Source organism: Pseudoduganella sp. jia 12 (assembly GCF_055502675.1).
In genome coordinates this window covers 289,902-311,002 of the sequence record NZ_JBUXKP010000009.1, presented here as the reverse complement: position 1 = coordinate 311,002, position 21,101 = coordinate 289,902, and the positions used below count along the sequence as shown (strand labels likewise).

The 21,101-nt window shown below is 63.6% G+C and carries 18 protein-coding genes; 16 read left to right on the top strand and 2 right to left on the bottom strand.

The annotated features are described in order from the left end of the window. The first annotated feature begins 14 nt into the window (after window positions 1–14). From infC to ACY65G_RS21010, 9 genes are all read left to right on the top strand, one after another. Entirely contained in the window at window positions 15–572 is a 558-nt protein-coding gene (gene infC, locus ACY65G_RS21050) for a translation initiation factor IF-3 (RefSeq protein WP_464999273.1), read from the top strand. 388 nt (window positions 573–960) lie between these two features. Further along, window positions 961–1,158 carry a 50S ribosomal protein L35 gene (gene rpmI, locus ACY65G_RS21045; RefSeq protein WP_057262756.1) on the top strand — a complete coding sequence of 66 codons (198 nt, stop codon included), beginning with the start codon at window positions 961–963 and terminating at the stop codon, window positions 1,156–1,158. 24 nt (window positions 1,159–1,182) lie between these two features. Then, window positions 1,183–1,545, top strand: coding sequence for a 50S ribosomal protein L20 (gene rplT / locus ACY65G_RS21040; protein WP_130188793.1), 363 nt, complete (start codon window positions 1,183–1,185; stop codon window positions 1,543–1,545). A 122-nt stretch (window positions 1,546–1,667) separates the two neighbouring features. After that, window positions 1,668–2,684, top strand: coding sequence for a phenylalanine--tRNA ligase subunit alpha (pheS, locus tag ACY65G_RS21035; RefSeq protein ID WP_464999235.1), 1,017 nt, complete (start codon window positions 1,668–1,670; stop codon window positions 2,682–2,684). 46 nt (window positions 2,685–2,730) lie between these two features. Continuing rightward, window positions 2,731–5,157, top strand: a complete 2,427-nt coding sequence (pheT, locus tag ACY65G_RS21030; RefSeq protein ID WP_464999234.1) for a phenylalanine--tRNA ligase subunit beta — start codon at window positions 2,731–2,733, stop codon at window positions 5,155–5,157. Window positions 5,158–5,488: 331 nt separating this feature from the next. Further along, on the top strand, window positions 5,489–5,836 hold the full coding sequence (locus ACY65G_RS21025) for an integration host factor subunit alpha (RefSeq protein ID WP_130190589.1): 348 nt from the start codon (window positions 5,489–5,491) through the stop codon (window positions 5,834–5,836). Between the two features lie 12 nt (window positions 5,837–5,848). Next, entirely contained in the window at window positions 5,849–6,235 is a 387-nt protein-coding gene (locus ACY65G_RS21020; RefSeq protein WP_464999233.1) for a MerR family transcriptional regulator, read from the top strand. 181 nt (window positions 6,236–6,416) lie between these two features. Then, window positions 6,417–7,049, top strand: a complete 633-nt coding sequence (locus ACY65G_RS21015; protein WP_130188797.1) for a response regulator — start codon at window positions 6,417–6,419, stop codon at window positions 7,047–7,049. Window positions 7,050–7,236: 187 nt separating this feature from the next. Further along, a complete protein-coding gene (locus ACY65G_RS21010) occupies window positions 7,237–8,763 on the top strand; it encodes a CHASE3 domain-containing protein (protein WP_464999232.1) in 1,527 nt (508 codons plus the stop codon). On the opposite strand, the gene ACY65G_RS21005 is transcribed toward ACY65G_RS21010, so the two are convergent. Next, complete coding sequence (locus ACY65G_RS21005; RefSeq protein WP_464999231.1) at window positions 8,660–9,451, bottom strand: Crp/Fnr family transcriptional regulator; 792 nt, start codon at window positions 9,449–9,451, stop codon at window positions 8,660–8,662. The two genes, ACY65G_RS21010 and ACY65G_RS21005, sit on opposite strands and share 104 nt — an antisense overlap. 577 nt (window positions 9,452–10,028) lie before the next feature. Between ACY65G_RS21005 and ACY65G_RS21000 the strand changes: the two genes are divergently transcribed. The 7 genes from ACY65G_RS21000 to ACY65G_RS20970 all read left to right on the top strand — a co-directional run bounded on the left by ACY65G_RS21000 (window position 10,029) and on the right by ACY65G_RS20970 (window position 19,703). Continuing rightward, the gene (locus ACY65G_RS21000; protein WP_464999230.1) at window positions 10,029–10,451 is read left to right on the top strand and encodes a type IV pilin protein; all 423 of its coding nucleotides are present in this window, start codon (window positions 10,029–10,031) and stop codon (window positions 10,449–10,451) included. Continuing rightward, window positions 10,439–11,062, top strand: a complete 624-nt coding sequence (locus ACY65G_RS20995) for a pilus assembly FimT family protein (RefSeq protein WP_464999229.1) — start codon at window positions 10,439–10,441, stop codon at window positions 11,060–11,062. The genes ACY65G_RS21000 and ACY65G_RS20995 overlap by 13 nt, the downstream gene beginning before the upstream one ends. Then, entirely contained in the window at window positions 11,059–11,472 is a 414-nt protein-coding gene (locus tag ACY65G_RS20990; RefSeq protein ID WP_464999228.1) for a type IV pilus modification PilV family protein, read from the top strand. Before ACY65G_RS20995 ends, ACY65G_RS20990 begins: the two co-directional genes overlap by 4 nt. Before the next feature lie 5 nt (window positions 11,473–11,477). Next, entirely contained in the window at window positions 11,478–12,638 is a 1,161-nt protein-coding gene (locus tag ACY65G_RS20985) for a PilW family protein (protein ID WP_464999227.1), read from the top strand. Further along, window positions 12,635–13,213, top strand: coding sequence for a pilus assembly PilX family protein (locus ACY65G_RS20980; protein WP_464999226.1), 579 nt, complete (start codon window positions 12,635–12,637; stop codon window positions 13,211–13,213). Before ACY65G_RS20985 ends, ACY65G_RS20980 begins: the two co-directional genes overlap by 4 nt. 14 nt (window positions 13,214–13,227) lie before the next feature. Continuing rightward, window positions 13,228–17,856: a pilus assembly protein gene (locus ACY65G_RS20975; RefSeq protein ID WP_464999225.1), complete on the top strand. Its 4,629-nt coding sequence runs from the start codon at window positions 13,228–13,230 to the stop codon at window positions 17,854–17,856. A gap of 179 nt (window positions 17,857–18,035) precedes the next feature. Further along, window positions 18,036–19,703: a peptide chain release factor 3 gene (locus tag ACY65G_RS20970; protein ID WP_130188806.1), complete on the top strand. Its 1,668-nt coding sequence runs from the start codon at window positions 18,036–18,038 to the stop codon at window positions 19,701–19,703. A gap of 83 nt (window positions 19,704–19,786) precedes the next feature. Here the strand turns inward: ACY65G_RS20970 and ACY65G_RS20965 are convergent, their stop codons facing one another. Next, entirely contained in the window at window positions 19,787–21,085 is a 1,299-nt protein-coding gene (locus ACY65G_RS20965) for a glycosyltransferase (protein ID WP_464999224.1), read from the bottom strand. Window positions 21,086–21,101 lie beyond the last annotated feature (16 nt).

Genomic DNA, 21,101 nt, shown 5'->3' with positions numbered 1-21,101 from the left:
TAACCGGCCACCACATAAAATTTTTAAAGGAAACTGCAATAGCTACTGACAAGTCGCAGCATCGCATCAATGGCGAAATCACGGCACCGGAAATGCGTCTTTCCGGTGTCAATAATGAGCCGCTGGGCATCGTGAGCCTGGCCGAAGCCTTCCGCCTGGCGGAAGAAGCGAACGTGGACCTCGTGGAAATTGCGCCCACCGCGCAGCCACCGGTTTGCCGTCTGATGGATTACGGTAAGTTCAAGTATTCCGAGCAGAAAAAAGCGCACGAAGCCAAATTGAAGCAAAAAATCATCTCCGTGAAGGAAGTCAAATTCCGTCCCGGTACTGACGATGGCGACTACAACATCAAGCTGCGCAACCTGATCAAGTTCCTGGAAGAAGGCGACAAGACGAAGATCACCCTTCGCTTCCGCGGCCGCGAAATGGCCCACCAGGACATCGGCATGCGCATGCTGGAGCGGTTGAAGTCGGATCTGGAAGAGCATGGCCAGGTGGAGCAGTTCCCGAAGATGGAAGGCCGCCAGATGATCATGGTCATTGCCCCCAAAAAGAAAATTCCGCCTCGCTAAGCCTGCAAAGCGGGCGCATTTCGGGTCCGCCGTGCTCCGCTGCGGCGGACCGACCGTACTCAAGTACGGTTCCGCGCGCTGGACCCGAACTGCATCCCGCTGTGCAGGTTATCGAGGGCGGATTTCAACTATGCATCCGGCAATGATGGTGCACAGTTGAAAAACTCGGTATAATTGCCGGCTGCCGACAAGCTGGTGTCGGACACCTTGGTGTCGGGCACCGGTTTTTGCTTACGAAGCCGGCGAAAAGAATTTGCGGGATCAAATCCGCAACATGTAGTGGCCTTGCTGCCGCTGCATCAACAAGTGAAAGCAGGCACCCAAGCGCAACGTGTTGTTGCCACCTGCGATCCTGTTATTTGGAGCTGTCCGCGAGGACAGGTGTGTTATGCCAAAAATGAAGACCAAAAGCTCCGCGAAGAAGCGTTTTCGCGTGCGTCCGGGTGGTACCGTCAAATCGGGTATGGCGTTCAAGCGTCACATCCTGACCAAGAAAACCACCAAAAACAAGCGTCAGCTGCGTGGCACCCGTAACATCAATGCGTCCGACGTCACCAGCGTCCTGCGCATGATGCCGTCCGCTTAATCTCACACTCATTAAGGAGCTACTATGCCTCGAGTAAAACGTGGGGTTACCGCGCGTGCCCGTCATAAGAAAGTACTGAATCAGGCCAAGGGTTACCGCGGCCGCCGCAGCAAGGTTTACCGGATTGCCAAGCAAGCAGTGATGCGCGCTGGCCAGTATGCCTACCGCGATCGTCGTAACAAGAAGCGCGTCTTCCGCGCCCTGTGGATCACCCGTATCAACGCGGCTTCGCGTGAACACGGCCTGACCTACAGCGTCTTCATGAACGGCCTGAAGAAAGCCGCTATCGAACTGGACCGTAAAGTCCTGGCCGATATGGCTGTGATGGACAAGCCGGCATTTGCCGCGATTGTCAACGCCGTGAAAGCAAAGATCGCTGCTGCTTAATTATTAACAATAAGCAATAGCAATCGATTGTTGCGTGCCGCCCGACGGGCGGCGCGGAGAGCGGGGCACGGGATAATGACCGGTGCCCCGTTTTACATTTCCAGCATAGGAAAATCAGTCGGATGAACTCCCTCGAACAAATCGTTTCCGTCGCGCAGGCTGACTTTCTCGCCGCCGCGGATGCTGCCGCACTTGAAAACGCCAAAGCCAAGTACCTTGGCAAGACTGGCCAGATTACCGAACTGATGAAGGGCCTCGGCAAGCTCGCGCCCGAGGAAAAGAAAGCACAAGGCGCGCTGATCAATGCCGCCAAGGGCCAGATCGAAGCCGCGCTGACCGCACGCCGCGATGCGCTGGCCGATGCGCAGCTGCAGCAGCGCCTGAACGCCGAAGCGATCGACGTGACCTTGCCCGGCCGCGGCCGCGCTCCCGGTGGCATCCACCCGGTGATGCGCACGTGGGAGCGGGTCGAGGCGATCTTCCGCTCGATCGGCTTCGACGTGGCCGGCGGCCCCGAGATCGAAACCGACTGGACCAACTTCACCGCGCTGAACAGCCCGGAAAACCATCCGGCCCGCTCGATGCAGGACACGTTCTACATCGAAGGCAACGACTCTACGGGCAAGCCGCTGCTGCTGCGCACGCACACCAGCCCGATGCAGGTGCGCTACGCGCGCAGCCACCAGCCGCCGATCAAGGTCATCGCACCGGGGCGCACGTACCGCGTCGACAGCGATGCCACCCACTCGCCGATGTTCCACCAGGTCGAAGGCCTGTGGATCGCCGAGAACATCAGCTTTGCCGACCTGAAGGGCGTGTACCTGAACTTCGTGAAGGCGTTCTTCGAGACGGACGACCTGCAGGTGCGCTTCCGCCCGTCGTATTTCCCGTTCACGGAACCGTCGGCCGAGATCGACATTGCCTTCGGCTCCGGTCCACTGAAGGGCCGCTGGCTGGAAGTGTCCGGTTCAGGCCAGGTGCACCCGAGCGTCGTGCGCAATTTCGGGCTCGACCCGGAAAAATACATCGGCTTCGCGTTCGGCTCCGGCCTCGAGCGCCTGACGATGCTGCGCTATGGCGTGAACGACCTGCGCCTGTTCTATGAAGGCGACCTGCGCTTCCTGAAACAGTTCAACTGAGCAGTTCAACTGAGCAGTTCAATTAAAAGAATACTGAAGGCTGAAAATGCAATTCTCCGAAAACTGGCTGCGTACCATGGTCGATCCGAAGATGACTTCGGATGAACTGTCCCACCTGCTGACGATGTCCGGCCTCGAAGTGGAAGAAGTGGAACCCGTTGCGCCGCCGTTCACCAACGTCGTCGTCGGCCACGTGCGCGAAGTGCAGAAGCACCCGAACGCGGACCGGCTGAACGTGTGCCAGGTCGACGTGGGCACCGGCACGCTGCTGAACATCGTCTGCGGCGCGCCGAACGTGCGCGAAGGCCTTCGTGTCGCTTGTGCAACGGCCGGCGCCATCCTGCCGCCGGGCGCGGACGGCAAGCCGTTCGAGATCAAGGTGGGCAAGCTGCGCGGCGTCGAGTCGCAAGGCATGCTGTGCTCGGCACGCGAACTGAAACTGTCCGAAGACCATGGCGGCCTGCTGGAGTTGCCGGACGATGCACCGGTCGGCCAGAACTTCCGCGACTACTATGCGCTGAACGACCTGAAATTCACGATCAAGCTGACGCCGAACAAGGCCGACTGCCTGTCCGTGCTGGGCGTTGCCCGCGAAGTGGCGGCACTGACGGGTTCCCCGCTGAATGCTCCCACGAGCGCGGCCGTCGCCGTGACGCTCGATGAAACGCTGCCCGTGACGATCGGCGCGCCGGACCTGTGCGGCCGTTTTGCCGGCCGCGTCATCCGCAACCTGAACGCGAAGGCGGCAACGCCGGACTGGATGAGGCAGCGCCTCGAGCGCAGCGGCCAGCGTTCGCTGTCGGCACTGGTCGACATCTCGAACTACGTAATGCTGGAGCTGGGTCGTCCATCGCATGTGTTCGACCTCGACAAAATCCACGGCGGCCTGGAAGTGCGCTGGGGCAAAGCCGGCGAATCGCTGAAGCTGCTGAACGGTAATACCGTTTCCGTCGACGAATGGGTTGGTGTCGTTGCGGACGAGCAGAACGTGGAATCGCTGGCCGGCATCATGGGCGGCGACGCCACGGCCGTGTCGCTGGAGACGACCAATGTGTATGTGGAAGCCGCGTTCTGGTGGCCCAACGCCATCCAGGGCCGCGCCCGCAAGTACAACTTCTCGACCGATGCGGCGCACCGCTTCGAGCGCGGCGTGGACTATGCAACGATTCCCGAGCATCTCGAACGCATCACCGCGCTGATCGTGGAAATCTGCGGCACGCCGGAAACGAAAGTCGGCGCGGTCGACGACCAGGTCGTCAACCTGCCGGAGCGCAAGCCCGTGCAGCTGCGCACCGCGCGCGCCCAGAAGGTGATCGGCGTGCCCCTGACGGACGAGGTCATCGCCGACATCTTCGATCGCCTGGCACTGCCGCATACGGTGGAAAATGGCGTGTTTTCCGTGACAGCGCCGAGCTACCGTTTCGACATCGAGATCGAGGAAGACCTGATCGAGGAAGTGGCCCGCGTGTACGGCTTCGAGAACATTCCCGCCAAGCCGCCGGTGGCCGAGAACACCATGCAGATCGCGCCGGAAAATACCCGCTCGATCTTCGCCGTGCGGCACCAGCTGGCCGACCTGGGCTACCAGGAAGTGGTCAACATGAGCTTCGTGGAAGCCCAGTGGGAACTGGATTTCAACGGTAACGACAACCCGATCAAGCTGCAGAACCCGATCGCCAGCCAGCTGTCCGTGATGCGCTCGTCGCTGATCGGCAGCCTCGTCGCGAACGTGCGCTATAACGTCAACCGCAAGGCGCCACGCGTGCGTGCGTTCGAAGTGGGCGCTGTGTACAAGCGCGATACGGCGGTGCAGGACGGCCCGCTGACGGTGGCCGGCTACGACCAGCCCCAGCGGATCGGCGTCATCGCCTATGGCCCGCAGGCGGACGAGCAGTGGGGCTTGCCGACGCGCGACGCCGACTTCTTCGACGTCAAGGCCGACCTGGAGGCGCTGTTCGCGCCGGCACCGTTGCGCTTTGCCAAGCTGGAGCATCCGGCACTGCACCCGGGCCGTGCTGCATCCGTCGAGCTCGATGGCAAGGTGATCGGCTTCATCGGCGAGCTGCACCCGCGCTGGCTGCAAAAGTATGACCTGCCGAAGGCGCCTGTCGTTTTCGAGGTCGACGCCGTGGCACTGCAGCAGCGTGACGTGCCGGTTTATACGGAAATTTCGAAGTTCCCGGGCACGACGCGCGACCTCGCGCTGGTGGTTCCGCAAACGGTGGCGGCCCAGGATCTGCTGGATGTCTTCACCGCCGCGGTGGCCGCCAGCGAACATGCCCGCATCGTGCAAGCCATTGTTTTATTTGATGAATACCGTGGCGTCGGTCTTGCATGGGACGAGAAATCACTTGCTTTCCGCTTTAGCTTGCAAGATACTCAAACAACCCTGCAGGACGAAATCGTCGATGCATTGATGGGCTCGTTGGCCGATGCGGCAACGCAAAAAGCCGGCGCGAAATTGCGCAAGTAACGTGAATATGCTGCGTTAAAAGCATGAGAAGCGCCAGTGCGGAACGGATATGCAAGCGGTTGATTCGTTGCATACCTGTCTCCGTACTGCAGGGCTGAAAAGCCGGTTGTGGCACTGCTGTGGTAACTTAGACAAAACTTAAGTTGACCAGTAAATACCCATGCAACTCTTCCGTGCACTGCAGCATTCATTCAGAATAGTCAAGATCCAGTTCACATTAGCGGGTCCGGCAATGCCGGACCCACGTACTTTGTAAAGGCAGGGCAGCAAAATTAACAACAACGACACCGCGATTATGCAATCCGCGCTGGATGCCGAGTTGCACAGCGCCATGCAGGTTGCAAAGGTACGCCAGGAAGCTGAAAAGAGCTTGCCCACGTTGACGAAAGCCGAACTGGCCGAACTGCTGTTCGAACAGGTGGGCTTGAACAAGCGCGAGGCTAAGGACATGGTCGAAACCTTCTTCGACGAGATCCGCAACGCACTCGAGCGGGGCGAAGCCGTCAAGTTGTCCGGTTTCGGCAATTTCCAGCTGCGCGACAAGCCGCAGCGGCCGGGCCGCAATCCGAAAACAGGGGAAGAAATCCCGATCACGGCGCGCCGCGTCGTCACCTTCCACGCCAGCCAGAAGCTCAAGGCCATGGTGGAAGAAAGTGCCGCGCTGGCACGCGCAGCCTGATAAAGGATCGGCATGAACGATCGCATCAGCAAGACCGAACTGGTCAGCTTGCCGCCGATTCCGGCCAAGCGTTATTTCACGATCGGCGAAGTCAGCGAACTGTGCGGCGTAAAGCCGCATGTACTGCGCTATTGGGAGCAGGAATTCACCCAACTCAAGCCTGTCAAGCGACGCGGCAACCGCCGATATTATCAACACCACGAAGTGCTGCTGATCCGCCGCATTCGCGAGCTGCTGTATGAGCAGGGCTTCACGATCAGTGGCGCACGCAATAAACTGGACAGCCGGGGTGTCGCCGCCCAGGAAGCGTATGATGACGATACGCCGTCACCGCCGCCGCCGCTCGACAGGGAAATGATCCGCAGCGAACTGCTGGCAATCCTTGGCCTGTTGAAGTAGGCACAGCCGCGGTGCCGGTCACTTTTTTTGCAACCATGTTCCCGTCTGTAGGCGCGACAACGGGTCCGAACGTTAAATGATTGGTGTTACAATATCAACGTTGTAATTCTGTTAGTGAAAAATACAGACGCTCGGCGAGCGATCCAGGGCCACTCCCAAGCCAGGGATAACGAGGGAAACAATGATACGCGTTGCCATTTGTGACGATCACCAGATAGTACGAGCAGGCTTCAAACAGATCTTTTCGCAATCCGACGAATTTTCCGTCGTGGCGGAAGGCAGCACAGGGCGCGAGGCACTCGATATCGCGCGCCGCGAAATCTGCGATGTCCTGCTGCTCGATATCGCCATGCCCGACCAGAGCGGTATCGACACGCTGCGCACGATCCGCCAGGGCCAGCCCGATTTGCCGGTGCTGATCCTGTCCGGCTACCCGGCGCAGCAATATGCGCTCAACCTGTTCAAGATGGGCGCCAATGGCTACCTGAACAAGGAATGCGAAGCCGATGAATTGATCACGGCCGTGCGTACCGTGTTCCAGGGGCGTCGCTATGTCAGCTCGCAAGTGGGCGAGCTGCTGGCACAGAGCTTCGACCGCGATCCGAACACGGCGCTGCACACCGAATTGTCGGACCGCGAATTCCAGGTCTTCCTGCGCCTTGCCCGCGGCGCCACCGTCTCCGATATCGGCACCGCGCTGTCGCTCAGCATCAAGACAGTGAGCACATATCGCACCCGGATCATGGAGAAAATGGGCTTGCAGTCGAACAGTGACCTGACCTACTATGCTATGAAGAACAACCTGCTGGATTGACAGCGGTTCGCAGTATCGAAAGCCGCCAGCGCCGATCCTTCCGGATCGGTCCTGGCGGTTTTTTTATGGCGGGTTGTTGTTCCAGAGGGCAATATTTTCACTCTGGCGGTATTTCCGTGGGGCATTAAATCGGCGTGCGGGCTATAATGGCCTGCCCGCCGTCCGCGTCAGCGAAGGATGCTTCAGGATGTATTTCACAGCGAAGGCAGCGCCACATTACCGGCTGCCGCTCTACAAGACCGTATTGTGCGTCACGTGCGCACTGATCCTTGTCGTCAACGGCTTGTTTCTCTTTCATAACCTCGAAGCGCTGAAGAGTGCCAACGCACAGGTACTGCAAAGCTCGCGTGTTGCCGAGCGCCTGCAATACCTGGACGTGCTCGTGCAGGATGCTGAAAGCAGCATGCGCGGCTATTTCATTTCAGGCAACGATGTCTATCTCGGTCCGATGCGCGCCGTGCAGTCGAAAACCGAGGCGGAAGTGCGCCACCTGCAGGGCCTGCTGGCCGATAACCCCGCACAACTGAAGAACCTGGCCCAGCTCAACACGCTGATCCGTCGCAAGCTGTCGATGCTGAACCAGGCCATCGATGTCTATCGCCACGGCGGACTCGAAGAGATCGTCAATATTTCCCGCTACGGCGACGAGCGTGGCGGCATGGACGAGATCCGCCTGCAGACCGTGATCATGATCCAGGAACAGAATGAAACGCTGGAAGCGCGCAGCGCGCGTTTCTACGACGAATACCATCGCGCGCTGGTGCTGGGTGTGCTGATCAATGCCGTTGCGATCGTGGTGCTGGTGATGTTCTATCGCCTCGTCGGGCGCAGCTACTACCGGCAGGCAGCCGTCGAACACGCGCTGCAGCAATCGAATGAAAACCTGGAAGCCATGGTGGCGCAGCGTACCGAGCAGTTATCGGTGCTGTCGCGGCATCTGATCAGCATCAGCGAGGATGAAAAATCCCGCCTGTCGCGCGAGCTGCACGACGAAATGGGCGCCAACCTGACGTCGATCGGCATGGATATCGGCGCCGTCATGCTGCAACTGCAAAAGACGCAGCCCGACCTGGCAGCCCAGCTGAAACGGGCGCGCGGCACGCTGGTGGAAACGGTGGAGCTGAAGCGCCGCATCATCGAGAACCTGCGGCCCAGCCTGCTGGACAACCTGGGCCTGTGTGCCGCGATCGACAGCTGTACCGACGATTTCTCGCGTATGACGAAACTGCCATGCGAGACGGAAATCGGTCCGGAAATCGATGGTATCGTCCGCGAGGGCGATGCCAGCCTGTCGATCGCGCTGTTCCGCATCGTGCAGGAATCGCTGACGAATATCCGCAAGTATGCGCAGGCAAGCCGGGTGTCGGTGACGCTGATACGGACAAGCGAGGGCATCGTCTTGAGGATCATCGACGATGGCGTCGGCATCGCGTCGAACACGCTGGCCAAGCCCATGTCACACGGTATCCTCGGGATGCGGGAACGGGCCTTGCTGCTGGGAGGAACCCTGACGATCCGCCGCGGGCGCGGCGACAAGGGCACATGCATCGAGGCGCGCATTCCGCTCAGGAATGGCGCGCCGTTGGAAGGAGAATCTGCGCAGCGGCAGGTCAGCAGCCCGCTACGTCAACGAGCAGACGATCATATTCCGTCTTTGCCACCTTGTAGCACTCGCCCGCATAGCGTTCCAGTCCCGCACGATCCAGTACAGTGATATTGCCGCGGCGGTAGGTGATCAGGCCGTCCTCCTGCAGCTTGCCGGCGGCGGCCGTGATGCTTTCGCGGCGCACACCCAGCATGATCGAGATCATTTCCTGCGTGACCTTCAGTTCGTTGGTCGGCGAGCGGTCCAGGCGGTCCAGCAGCCAGCGGCACAGTTTCTGTTCGATCGAGCTGTGGCGTCCGCCCACGGCGTTTTGCGCCATCTGGGCAAACAACGCGGTGTTATAGCGCATCAGCAACTGGGGCAGGGCGCCGCCCTGGTTGAATGCATCGCGCAATGCCTGCGCTTTCAGGCGGTAGCCATAACCGGCGCTCTGTACGACCGCGGTGCACATGGCGCGCTCGCCGGGAAACATCGATACGCCGACCACGCCTTCATGGCCGACCACGGCGATCTCCGTCGTGGCACCGTCTTCCATGACATACAGCAGCGAAACGATGGCCGTCGTGGGGAAATACACATTCTCGAGCTTGCTGCCGTATTCGAACAGTTCCTTGCCAAAAGGCAGCTGCACCAGTTCGAGGTGTTCGAACAACGACTCCAGCACATGACGCGGCAGCGCGGCCAGCAATTCATTTTGCTGGGTACCGCTGTAGCTGATCACCGGCCGCGTGGCTTCCCGCGCGCCGCCCAGCGGCATCATGGTTTTTTCGGAAACGCCAAGTTGAGTGTTGTTCATTTTTATCCTCACGAGCTTAAGTACAGGAAATCGCGTCGACTGCTTCGCTGATGAATTGCGACTATCGGTTAAATGCCGCACGGCGCCGATCACGTTGGTAGTACTTTAAGTTCCTATGTAGGTAACGAACATAAGACGGGTTTCCGACGGGGTGTAGGCTGGTTAGATCAGCCATTGTCAGTCTAGTCCTACGGAAACTGTTTATTTTCATATCATAGAAGGTACGGTCTCGGCGCACGGTTTAGGCGAATGACGCTCCAGAGGCCCGGAAAGCAAGGCCCAGCCTGGATTTGGGTGTTTTTCGAGTTATCCGTACGGCAGCGAACATTGCTTGCAGCAATACGCACCGGATACGGCTGAGCACGCTGCCTGAACTTCCCAACCGAGAGTGGTGCGGCGTGTTCCTACACGAGGCCGTATCGCGCAAGCTCCCATGCAGCCGGTCATCTGCCGCGGTTTCTTCAACGACGCAACACTCCCAACTTTTTCGCTCTATTCCCTTAAGAAACGATAGTTTCTGACGTAAAATTGCTGTGCGTCAATATCCGACAGTCAGCTCGATAGGTCAAAGGCTCCCATGAAACACGCCCAACAAGGTTTCACACTGATGGAAGTGCTGATTACGATCGTAATCATCAGCATCCTGTCCGCCGTGGCGATCCCGGCCTACAGCAACCACGTGACCCGCTCGCGCACCGCCGAAGCCTTCACGGCACTGGGCGCGGCGCAGATGAACGCCGAACAGTTCTGGAACAACGAGCGCAACTACGCAGGCTTCGACCAGTCGAGCGGCTTCCCCGCCGCAACGCCCAATTTCACGTACGTCCTCAGCAACGCCACCGCGTCCACGTTCACGGTCACGGCAACCGGCCGCGCGAAGATGACGGGCTTTACCTATACGATCGACCAGAACGGCACGCGCACCACCACGGCGACACCGACATGGGGCACGAGCACCGTGTGCTGGGTCGACAAGAAAGGCGGCCAATGCTCCAGCTGAGAGCACGGCGGGGCTATACGCTGATCGAGGTGATGGTCGGCGTTGCCGTGCTCGGCACCCTGCTGGCCGTGGGCATTCCAGGGATGACGAACTGGGTCGTGGCGAACAAGGCGAAAGCGGCGTCGGAGTTTTACCTGGACGGCCTGTCGATGGCGCGCCGCCAGGCGGTCACGCACAACGCCCGCAGCCGCTTCGTCCTCACGCCCGGCACCAATGGCCAGTTCGACTGGCAAGTGGACCTGTGCTTCCCGGCACCCGGCGTGCCGTGTACGGACGATGGCGGCAACTGGTCGACCCCGGATGCGGCGTCCAGCGGCGATCCGGAGGGCGCGGCCGGTTTCCGCTCCGTGCTCCGCGCGGCCGCGTCGCTGCCGCCGTCGGACATCCTGATCCCGGCCGTCACGCCTGAAGAAGCGAATGCCGTGTATTTCACGGAACTGGGCTGGGTCGACACCAGCATCGGAAACCGGCTGGAACGGCTGCGCCTGGACCCGTCGGCAGCGCTCGCAGGCGACGTGCGCGCCGCGGCGGTGGCTGTCACCCTGGCCGGCATGGCATCGAAATGCGACCCTGCCGTTGCCGCTCCCGATTCGCGGGCCTGTCCGCCATGATGCCGGGCCATTCCCGCACCCAGCAGGGCATCGCGCTGCTCGAAGCGCTGATCGCCGTGGTGATCCTGGCGCTCGGCCTGCTGGGCACGATCGGCCTGCAGGCGCGCTCGTACTCGGCGCTGGCCGACTCGGCGATGCGGGCCGAGGCGACGCTGGCTGCCGATCGCCTCGTCGGCATCATGAACAACGACGTGGCCAACCTGGCCGCCTACCAGGTTGCGCTCGGTGCCACGGCGCCGGCGGCGCTGGCGCCGTGGGCCGCGGAAACGTCGGCCGCGATTCCCGGTGCGCGCTATCGCGTGGCCGCGGCCGCCGAAGCGCAGCGTACCCGAGTGGACATCGAAATCCGCTGGCGCCGCAAGCAGGGCGACGACGACCGCACGCACCTCGTCACGGCCTATATCCGGTGACCGCCATGCGAACGAATGCAACAGCGCAAGCAGGCTTTTCGCTCGTCGAGCTGATGGTCTCGGTCGTCATCGGCCTGCTGGCCGTCATGTTCGCTACCCGGCTCATGATCGGCGGCGAGCAGAGCAAGGCTGCGTCCGTCGGCGGGTCCGATGCCATGCAGAACGGCATGCTGGCGCTGTTCTCGATCAATACCGATGCGTCGCAGGCGGGCTGGGGCCTGAACGACGACCTCGTCAATGGCTGCAATACGCGCATGACGGATACGGAAGGCTTTGCACTGGCCACGGCCGCGCGCGATGGCGCCGCGATCACGCCGCTGGCCCCGGCCGTGATCGCCGATGGCGGCACGGGTTCCGATACGCTCACCCTGTATTCCGGAACCGGCATGGCGGGCGCCGGCTCCACCAGCGTCTGGCAAAACTACATCGGCGGCACGTCGATCGGTGTCGCCAGCGTGGCGCCGTTCGGCTTCAACCAGGGCGATGTGATCGTCGTCGCGCCCGAGCCGGCCGGCGGCGAGTGCTCGGTGGCGCAGCTGTCGGCGGTGCCGGGAGGCAGCGCGCTGCAGATCGCGGCCGGCAGCGCGTGGCGCTACAACACCGGCAACCTCGGCGTGCTGTACAACGGCGGCCAGGCAAGGGTGTTCAACCTGGGCCCGGCCAATAAGCTGTCGTTCCACACCTGGTCCGTGGCGAACGGCGTGCTGCAGCTGCGGGCCACCGACCTGGCGGGCACGGGCGCCCGGCCGCAGGCCGTGGTCGGCAACGTGGTGGCGCTCAAGGCGCAGTACGGCTTCGACACGCGCGCCGGCAGCGCGTTCGATCCCAAGGCAGGCATGCGGGTGGGGAGCTGGAGCGCCGCCATGGTCGATGCGGATGGCGATGGCAGCGTTGGCGCACCGGGCGACTGGCAGCGCATTGCCGCGCTGCGCATCGCCGTCGTCGCGCGGGGCGCGGTGCCGGAGCGGCCCGCGGCAAGGCAGGCCACGTGCACCGCCACCACCGCGCCGCTGACCGTATTCGGTACCGCCGTGCCGGCCGGCGTGGCCGCGGCGCCCGTGCAGGTGGCGCTCGGCGTGCCGAACGACGCCGTCAGCTGGACCTGCTACCGTTACCGCGTGTTTGAAACGATCGTCCCGATCCGCAACGCGGGGTGGCGGCCATGATGAAACTGCAACAAGCGCGCGGCCTGGCGCTGCCGGTCATGCTGATCATGCTTGTCGTGATGATGGTCAGCAGCGTCTACCTGTTGCGCTCCACCAACTCGACGGCGCTCACCACGTCGAACCTGGCCCACGAGGATGCGCTGTCGAAGGCGGCCGACCTGGGCATCCACACCGCCTACGACTGGCTGAGCACCCGGCCGGACAAGAGCGTGCTCCATAACGATATCCCCGCCGCCGGCTACGTGGCCACGACCAATCCCGGCGCGGGGCAGGGCGTGTCGAACCCGGCGTTCTGGCAGGGTTCCGTGACCGTGTGGGACGCGGGCCGGCGCAACCAGGTGGAATACGTGATCCACCGCATGTGCCAGTTCCCCGGCGACTACAACACCAACAACTGCTCGCTGACGGCGGCGCGGCAAACGCTGCAGGCCCGCACCCGCGCGGGCGACAGCCTGTCCTCCGATGCCCCGGCCTACCAGGGCAAGCCGCAGCTGCATTACCTGATCACCGCGCGGATCGCCGGCGCGCGCGGCGGCAATGTCATGAACCAGGCCGTCGTGATGATGGGCCCGTAGGCGAAAAGACTCCAATGAAGACCGCAACGACGAACTTCCCGGCCCGGCTGGCCAACCCGCTCCTGCATCTGCTCCTGCTGGTGCCGATGCTGCTGGCCACCCCGGCACAGGCCGCCACCACCAATATCGCCCAGGTGCCGCTGCTGAACATCGCTGGCACCGGTACCGTCAAGCCGAACCTGATGCTGCTGTTCGATAACTCCGGCTCGATGGACCAGACCTACACGCCGGACTACGTGAACGACAACATCTGCCGTTCGCGCCTCACGCTGGCCAGCGGCGTCACCGCCTGCAACGTCGGCCATCCGCCATTCATGAGCGCGGACTTCAACCGCCAGTACTACAACCCGCGCATCCGTTACGGCGTGCCGATCCAGTGGGATGGCACGTACTACCCCGAGATGACGGCCGCGCAAACGGCTAGCTGGACCAACGTGCCCAGCGACGGCTTCGGGCGCAGCAACACGAACCTGTACGGCTCGCCCGACACCGCGATCAACCTGCTGACCCAGTTCCCGGACCTGAAGTGGTGCAACGGCAGCGACGAGAGCGATTGCCGCATCAACACCGCCACCTACACGTATCCGGACAACGCCTACTACAACGCGGCCGCCATCAGCGGTGGCCCGTATTACTACAATATCGCCGTTTCCGAATACTGCCGCGACGAGCGCCTTACCTCATGCACGTCGGTGGCTGCCGGTGCCGCCGCGCCGGTGGGCTATCCGGTGCCCGCCACGGTGCGCTGGTGCAGCAACCGCGTGCTGAGCACCTGCCAGGCCAAGCGCGTGGGCAGCTACGTCTACCCGAAATATTCGTCGCCGCCCACGACCACGATTGCGCACGGCACGATCACGCTGGGCGCCACGGTGTCCACGTCGGCCATGCAGGTCGCATCCGTCACCGTCATCAATCCCGCGTCCCCCGATTCGCCGATCACCATCAGCAACGGCGCCGTCAACGCATCGAACGGCACCAATACCGCCGCCCGGCAGCAGGCGCTGGCCACGCAGGTCGCCGCCAGCATCATCGCCCGCACCGGCCTGGGCACGAATTCCTACTGGGCCTGTGTGCGCACGCCGACCGGATCGTCCACCGTGCCGGCATGCTCGTCGATGGGCATCACGCTCACGTCGGACAATGTCGTCGCCGTGATCCCGATCACCTGTGCGTTCGGCACCAAGTCGATGACGAACTGCAGCACGATCCGCGAAGACTCGACCCAGAACACACGCCAGGGCTGGGGCCTCGAAGTGGATGCGCCATCGGTGCAGACCACGCCGGCCACCACCGGCCAGCCCCCCACGGCGCTGCTGCGCATCGGCGGCACCGGCAGCATGCGCAACTCCGGCTCCATCAGCAATATCCGGCTCGGCAACACGACGATCACGGGCACGGTCTCGCTGCGCAATATGTCGCCCGCGCAGTCGGCGGTGGCGATCGTGCAGGCGATCAATGCATCGGGCACGCGCAACACGCACCGCGCCTACCTGGGCGGCGATGCCGCCACCGGCGTATGCGCCAACGAACCGTCCACCACGGTGTGCGTCGTCAACGTGAACGCCACGGCGAATGGCGCCGCGTTGACGGGCTCCGTGGCAAACAACAACAACGTCACGTTCGGCACGGTCAATGCCAGCAGCATCGTCGAAGGCATCCCGGTCACCACCACGGCGCTGTCGTCGCTGCCGAGCGCTTTCTCGCGCGTGAACATCGTGCCTGGCCGCACCTACCCGAAGGCGGCGGCGCGCAGCGACTGCGTGGCGCAGACGGCGGTGTGCACCTACGACGAGGAGATGACCAACTTCGCCAACTGGTATGCGTACTACAAGAACCGCCTGCAAATGATGAAGACATCGGTCGGCATCGCCTTTGCCGCCATCAACGCGAACTACCGCGTGGGCTTCGTGCGCCTGTCGCAGGCGGGCGCCGGCAATGCGATCGACATGAAGCCGGCCGATTTCACGGGCACCGCGCGCAGCAACTGGTACGGCACGCTGTACAACACCACCAGCAGCGGCGCCACGCCGATCCGCACGGCGATGGACAACGTGGGCCGCATGTTCGCCAACCTGTCGCCCTACAACTACAGCTCCGGCCAGGAAGTGGTGCAGTTCCCGTGCCAGCAGAACTTCCTGATCCTCACCACCGACGGCTACTGGAACGGCAGCTCGACCGGCAACGTGGTCAACAACGACAACGCGGAAAGCCCGTCGCGCTTCTGCACTTACGGGCGCGGCTGCGTGGACACGCGCAACCAGTCGCAGCCCTCGATTTCCGACGTGGCGCTGCACTGGTACAACGGCGGGTCGTCCACTACCACCGTCTCGCTGCGCCCCGACCTGGAGCCGGACATGACGCGGCCCGGCCAGGTGCCGGCCGCCGAAGGCGAGAACACGCACCTGCACATGAACACCTACACGCTGGGCCTGGGCATGGACGGCGTGATGACCTACGAACCGAACTACGACACCGCGCCGAAGGCGGGCGGCGATTTCTACAACCTGATCACGCGCGTGCAGACCGGCTGCCCATGGAACGGGGGCGGCGCCTATGTGTGGCCGAATCCCGACGTGACGAATACCGGCAATACCGTGCAGGAGCGGGTGGACGACCTGTGGCACGCTGCCATCAACGGCCACGGCAAGTACTTCAGCGCCAACGAGCCGCGCGAAGTCGTCGAAGGCCTGTCGTCCGCGCTGGCGAACATGCAGGTGACGCTGGGCGCCGCATCGGCCGCCGCCACGTCCACGCCGAACATCTCGCTGCAGGACAACGACATCTTCTCGGACACGTTCACCACCGTGAAGTGGTATGGCGAGCTGTCGGACCGCAAGATCGATCCCACCACCGGCATCGTCAGCGCCACCACGGTGTGGACCACCACCGATACCGTCGGCGAAAAGGTCGCCGCGGCCACCGATACGCGCAGCATCTACATGCAGGGTGCGGGCGCACTGAAGCCGTTCCGCTACGACGGCATGACCGCGCAGGAGAAGGCGTGGTTCAACGGGCAGTGCCCGAACCTGCCGCAATGCACGCTGCTGTCGGTGGCCGACCGCGCCATCGTCAACAGCGGCGACAACCTGGTGAACTGGCTGCGCGGCCAGCAGCAGCATGCCAACGACCGCATCTTCCGCGCCTATTCGATGAGCGGCGACACGCCGTCGATCCCCATCGTGCTGGGCGACATCGCGTCGTCGAAGCCGGCCTACGTGCGCGACCCGCGCAAGGCCTACACGGCCAGCGGTTATTCGGCTTTCCGCGATGCGCAGACGGCGGCGCGGCAGGTGGCGACCGTATTCACGGCGGCGAACGACGGCATGCTGCACGCGTTCAGCGCGGCCGACGGCGAGGAACTATGGGCCTACGTGCCCCGCATCACGATGAAGAAGCTGCCGGCGCTGTCTTCCACCACGTATGCGACGAACCACCAGTTCACCACCGACGGTTCGCCCGAAGTGGCCGATGTGCTTATCAACGGCGCATGGCGCACCGTGCTGGTGGCCGGCCTGAACGCAGGCGGCCGTGGCTACTATGCGCTGGACATCACGGACCCGCGCCAGCCGAGGCAGTTGTGGGAATTGTGCGCCGATGCGGACGTGTGCGCGAACGCCGTGCCCAACATGGGCCTGTCGTTCGGCAATCCGCAGTTCGGCACGTGGAAGGATGGCTCGGGCGGCGAACGGTGGGTGGTCTTCCTCACGTCCGGCTACAACAACGTGCCGGGCGTGGACGGTATCGATACCGGCGACGGCAAGGGCTACCTGTTCATCGTCGACGTCGCCACGGGCGCCGTGCTGAAGACGGTGACCACGAACAGCGGCGACACCGGCACGCCATCGGGCCTGGCGAAGATCACCGCCATCACGGCCGATCCGAACGGCGACCCGCTCGTCACCCACATCTATGGCGGCGACAACGATGGCCGCATGTGGCGCTTCGACCTCACCGCCACGGACGGCGGCGTGGGCGTGCTGAAGCTGGGCGATGCCGGCGCCGGCCAGCCGATCACCACGCGGCCCGACGTGACGCTGTGCGCCGTCGACAACAGCTCGGCCCCGCAGCGCGTGGTGCTGTTCGGTACCGGCCGCCTGCTCGACGTGCCCGACACCACGAACGCGGACGTGCAAAGCCTGTACGCCGTGAAGGACACCGGCGTTGCCGTCAACGTGCGCGGCAGCGCCATGGAGCAGCAGACGCTGGCCACCGCGGGCAGCGGCACCAACACGGGCTCCTACCAGATCACCGAGGCCGCGGCCGATTTGACGCAGAAGAGCGGCTGGTTCCTCGACTGGCGGCTCAACCCCGGTGAGCGGATGAACATCGATCCGAAGATCGTCAGCGGCGTGGCCAACGTGGTGACGAACCTGCCCACGTCGTCGTCCTCGTGTTCGGTGGGCGGCACCAGCAATGCCTATGCGGTGGACGTGTGCCGCGGCGTCGGCGTCAACGGCCTCATCGTTGGCGGCACGCTGTCGAACACGTCGGCCGCCGTCGGCTTCATCATCGTGCGGCTGCCGAGCGGCCAGCTGAAGATGATCGCCACCACCGCCAAGGGCGAAACGCTGACGCGGCCGATCGTGGAGCTCGACGGCGAAGGGGCCCATCCGGTCGGCTGGCGCCGCGTGAAGGGCGAGTAACCGCCGGCAAAACCGGGCAAAACCGGGGACAGACCGGATCGCCGGACCGCCTGGTTTTAAGGAAATTTCCGAGGAACAGGGGTCCGTCCCCGGTTTGTATGCGCGGCAAAGTGCCCGGAGCTGGCCGAAAAACGGTAAAATCCACGGTTTTCCGTCGAGCCGAACCGTTGGTCGCCACCATGTCCGAAGAATCCCAAGTCAACAACCCCGCCATCGAGGCCACCACCGAACAGGAAGCCGCCAGCGCCAAGCCTGCCGCGCTGATCGCGCGCGAAGTGCAGCGGCGCCGCACGTTCGGCATCATCTCCCACCCCGACGCGGGTAAAACCACGCTGACCGAGAAGCTGCTGCTGTTCTCGGGCGCGATCCAGATGGCCGGCACCGTCAAGGCCCGCAAGAGTGCGCGCCACGCCACGTCGGACTGGATGGAGATCGAGAAGCAGCGCGGCATTTCCGTTGCCTCGTCGGTGATGCAGTTCGAGTTCCGCGACCACATCATCAACCTGCTCGACACGCCGGGCCACCAGGACTTTTCGGAAGACACGTACCGCGTGCTGACGGCGGTCGACTCGGCGCTGATGGTGATCGACGCGGCCAAGGGTGTCGAGGCGCAGACCATCAAGCTGCTCGACGTCTGCCGCATGCGCAACACGCCGATCGTCACGTTCATGAACAAGATGGACCGCGAAACGCGCGATCCGCTGGAGCTGCTGGACGAGCTGGAATCGGTGCTGAAGATCCAGTGCGCACCGGTGACGTGGCCGATCGGCATGGGCAAGAACTTCCGCGGCGTGTACCACCTGCTGCGCGATGAAGTGCTGCTGTTCCGCGCCGGCTCGGAAAGCGCCAACCAGACCGTGGAAGTCATCAAGGGCATCGACAATCCGAAGCTACAGGAAATGTTCCCGCTCGAGATGGACCAGCTGCGCATGGAAGTGGAGCTGGTGCACGGCGCCTCCCATCCGTTCGACCTGGAGCAGTTCCTGGCCGGTATCCAGACCCCCGTGTTCTTCGGTTCCGCGATCAACAACTTCGGCGTGCGCGAGATCCTGTCGGCGCTGGTCGACTGGGCGCCGCCGCCGCGCGAGCGCGATGCCACCGTGCGTTCCGTCGAGCCGACCGAGCAGCCGTTCTCCGGCTTCGTGTTCAAGATCCAGGCCAATATGGACCCGGCGCACCGCGACCGCATCGCCTTCCTGCGCGTGTGTTCCGGGCGTTTCGAGCGCGGCATGAAAGTCAAGCACCTGCGCCTCGGGCGCGAGGTGAAAGTGTCGTCCGTGGTCACGTTCATGGCGTCGTCGCGCGAACAGGTCGAGGAAGCGTACGCCGGCGACATCATCGGCTTGCCGAACCACGGCAACATGCAGATCGGCGACAGCTTCTCGGAAGGCGAGATGCTGCAGTTCACCGGCATCCCGTACTTCGCGCCGGACTTCTTCCGCCAGGTGCGCATCCGTAACCCGCTGAAGATCAAGCAGCTGCACAAGGGCTTGCAGCAGCTGGGCGAGGAGGGTGCCGTGCAGGTGTTCAAGCCCGTGCAGGGCGGCGAACTGGTGCTGGGCGCCGTCGGCGTGCTGCAGTTCGAGGTCGTCGCCAGCCGCCTGATGAACGAATACGGCGTCGACGCCGTGTTCGAAGGCACCAGCATCAGCAGCGCGCGCTGGGTCTCGTCGGACGACAAGAAGGCGCTGGCCGACTTCGAGGCGGCCCTGGGCCACAACGTGGCGTACGACGCCGCCGGCAACCTGGCCTACCTGGCCACGTCCGGCGTCAACCTGCGCCTCACGCAGGAGCGCTGGCCGAAACTGACGTTCCACGCCACCCGCGAGCACGCGACCAAGCTGTAACGCGCCGCTCCGCCAACAAAAAACCGCGCCCCGTGCGCGGTTTTTTGTTGTGCGCGAGAACGCGCGCGAAGTCCGGCAGGCTTTCAGCTTGCCGTGCCATGCCGCTTCGCACCGTCGAGCGCCCGTTCGACCATGCCGACCGCGGTGGCCACGCCATCTTCCTGCCGCATCCTGGTAGCCGCAGCCACCGCGGCCGCCGTCATGGCCGGGGTATCGCGCACCTGCCGGATCCGCTCCGCCAGGTTTTTCGCCGTGGCTTTGCGGCGGTGGACAGGCTTGCCGGCAATGCCGAGGCGCCGCAGTTCGCTGCCCCAGTGCTGCTGCTCGCTGATGTGCGGCACCACCACGGAGGGCTTGCCGGCCAGCGTGGCCGACTGCGTGGTGCCGGCGCCGCCATGGTGCAGCACCGCGAAGCAGCGGGGAAAGATCGCGTGGTGCGGCGCCGCCGGCACATACAGCACGTCATCCGTCGACACGAAGCCGCAGCCGCGCGCATCGGCGCTCTGGATGATCGCCCGGCATCCCGCCAGGCGGGCCGCCTCGGTCAGCAGTCGCAGGGTCCGGGCCTGCCAGTCGGCATCGGCCGGCATCCAGCTGCCCAATGTCATGTAGATGGGCGCTTCGCCGGCGGCGAGGAACCCGTCCAAGTCCGCCGGCAGCGCGCCTTCGACGGCGATGTTCGGCATGTCCAGGAAACCGCTCACCTGCACGGCCGGTGGCCAGTCAGGCTGGTGCTCGGCGATGACCGGGCTGACCGCCACCAGCGTCAGCAGGGGCGACAGCCACATCTCGTCGACCACGTCGCGCACCGGCGGCAAGCCCGCCCGGGTGCGCAGGGTGTTGATGTCCGGCTTCAGCGCGCGGTTGATGGCCAGGCGCGTCAACCACCAGAGCAGGCGGTTGCCTGCCTTGCCCATGCGCGGCAGCGGCACCGGATGGCTCCAGGCACTGGGCACGCTTCCGTGCGACAGCATCACGGCCACATAAGGCACGCCCGCGGCTTCCGCCGCCACCCGCAGCGGCGGCACGAAGAAATGCCCGACCACCGCGTCGCACTCGGCGCACAGCCGCTGCGCGGCCGCGAACATCTCGTCTTCGACAGGGGAGAAGGCAACGCGCATGATCTGCGCCATCTGCCGCATCGGGTCGTTCGTCCCGAACACGGTGGCACCGACAGCCTCCGCAGCTTCCGGGCCGAGCACCGGCGATGCCACGACCCGGATCGTTACGCCCGAGGGCGAGTCCAGGCGTCCGTACGCGTCGCTGTCCACGCAGGTGATGACGAGCGTGACGTCATGCCCGGCGCGCCGCAGGCCCTCCGCCAGCGCCAGGAAAGGGCGCACGTCGCCATGGCTGCCCCAGGTTTGCAAGCCGATCCTCATCGATTTTCCTTCCGTC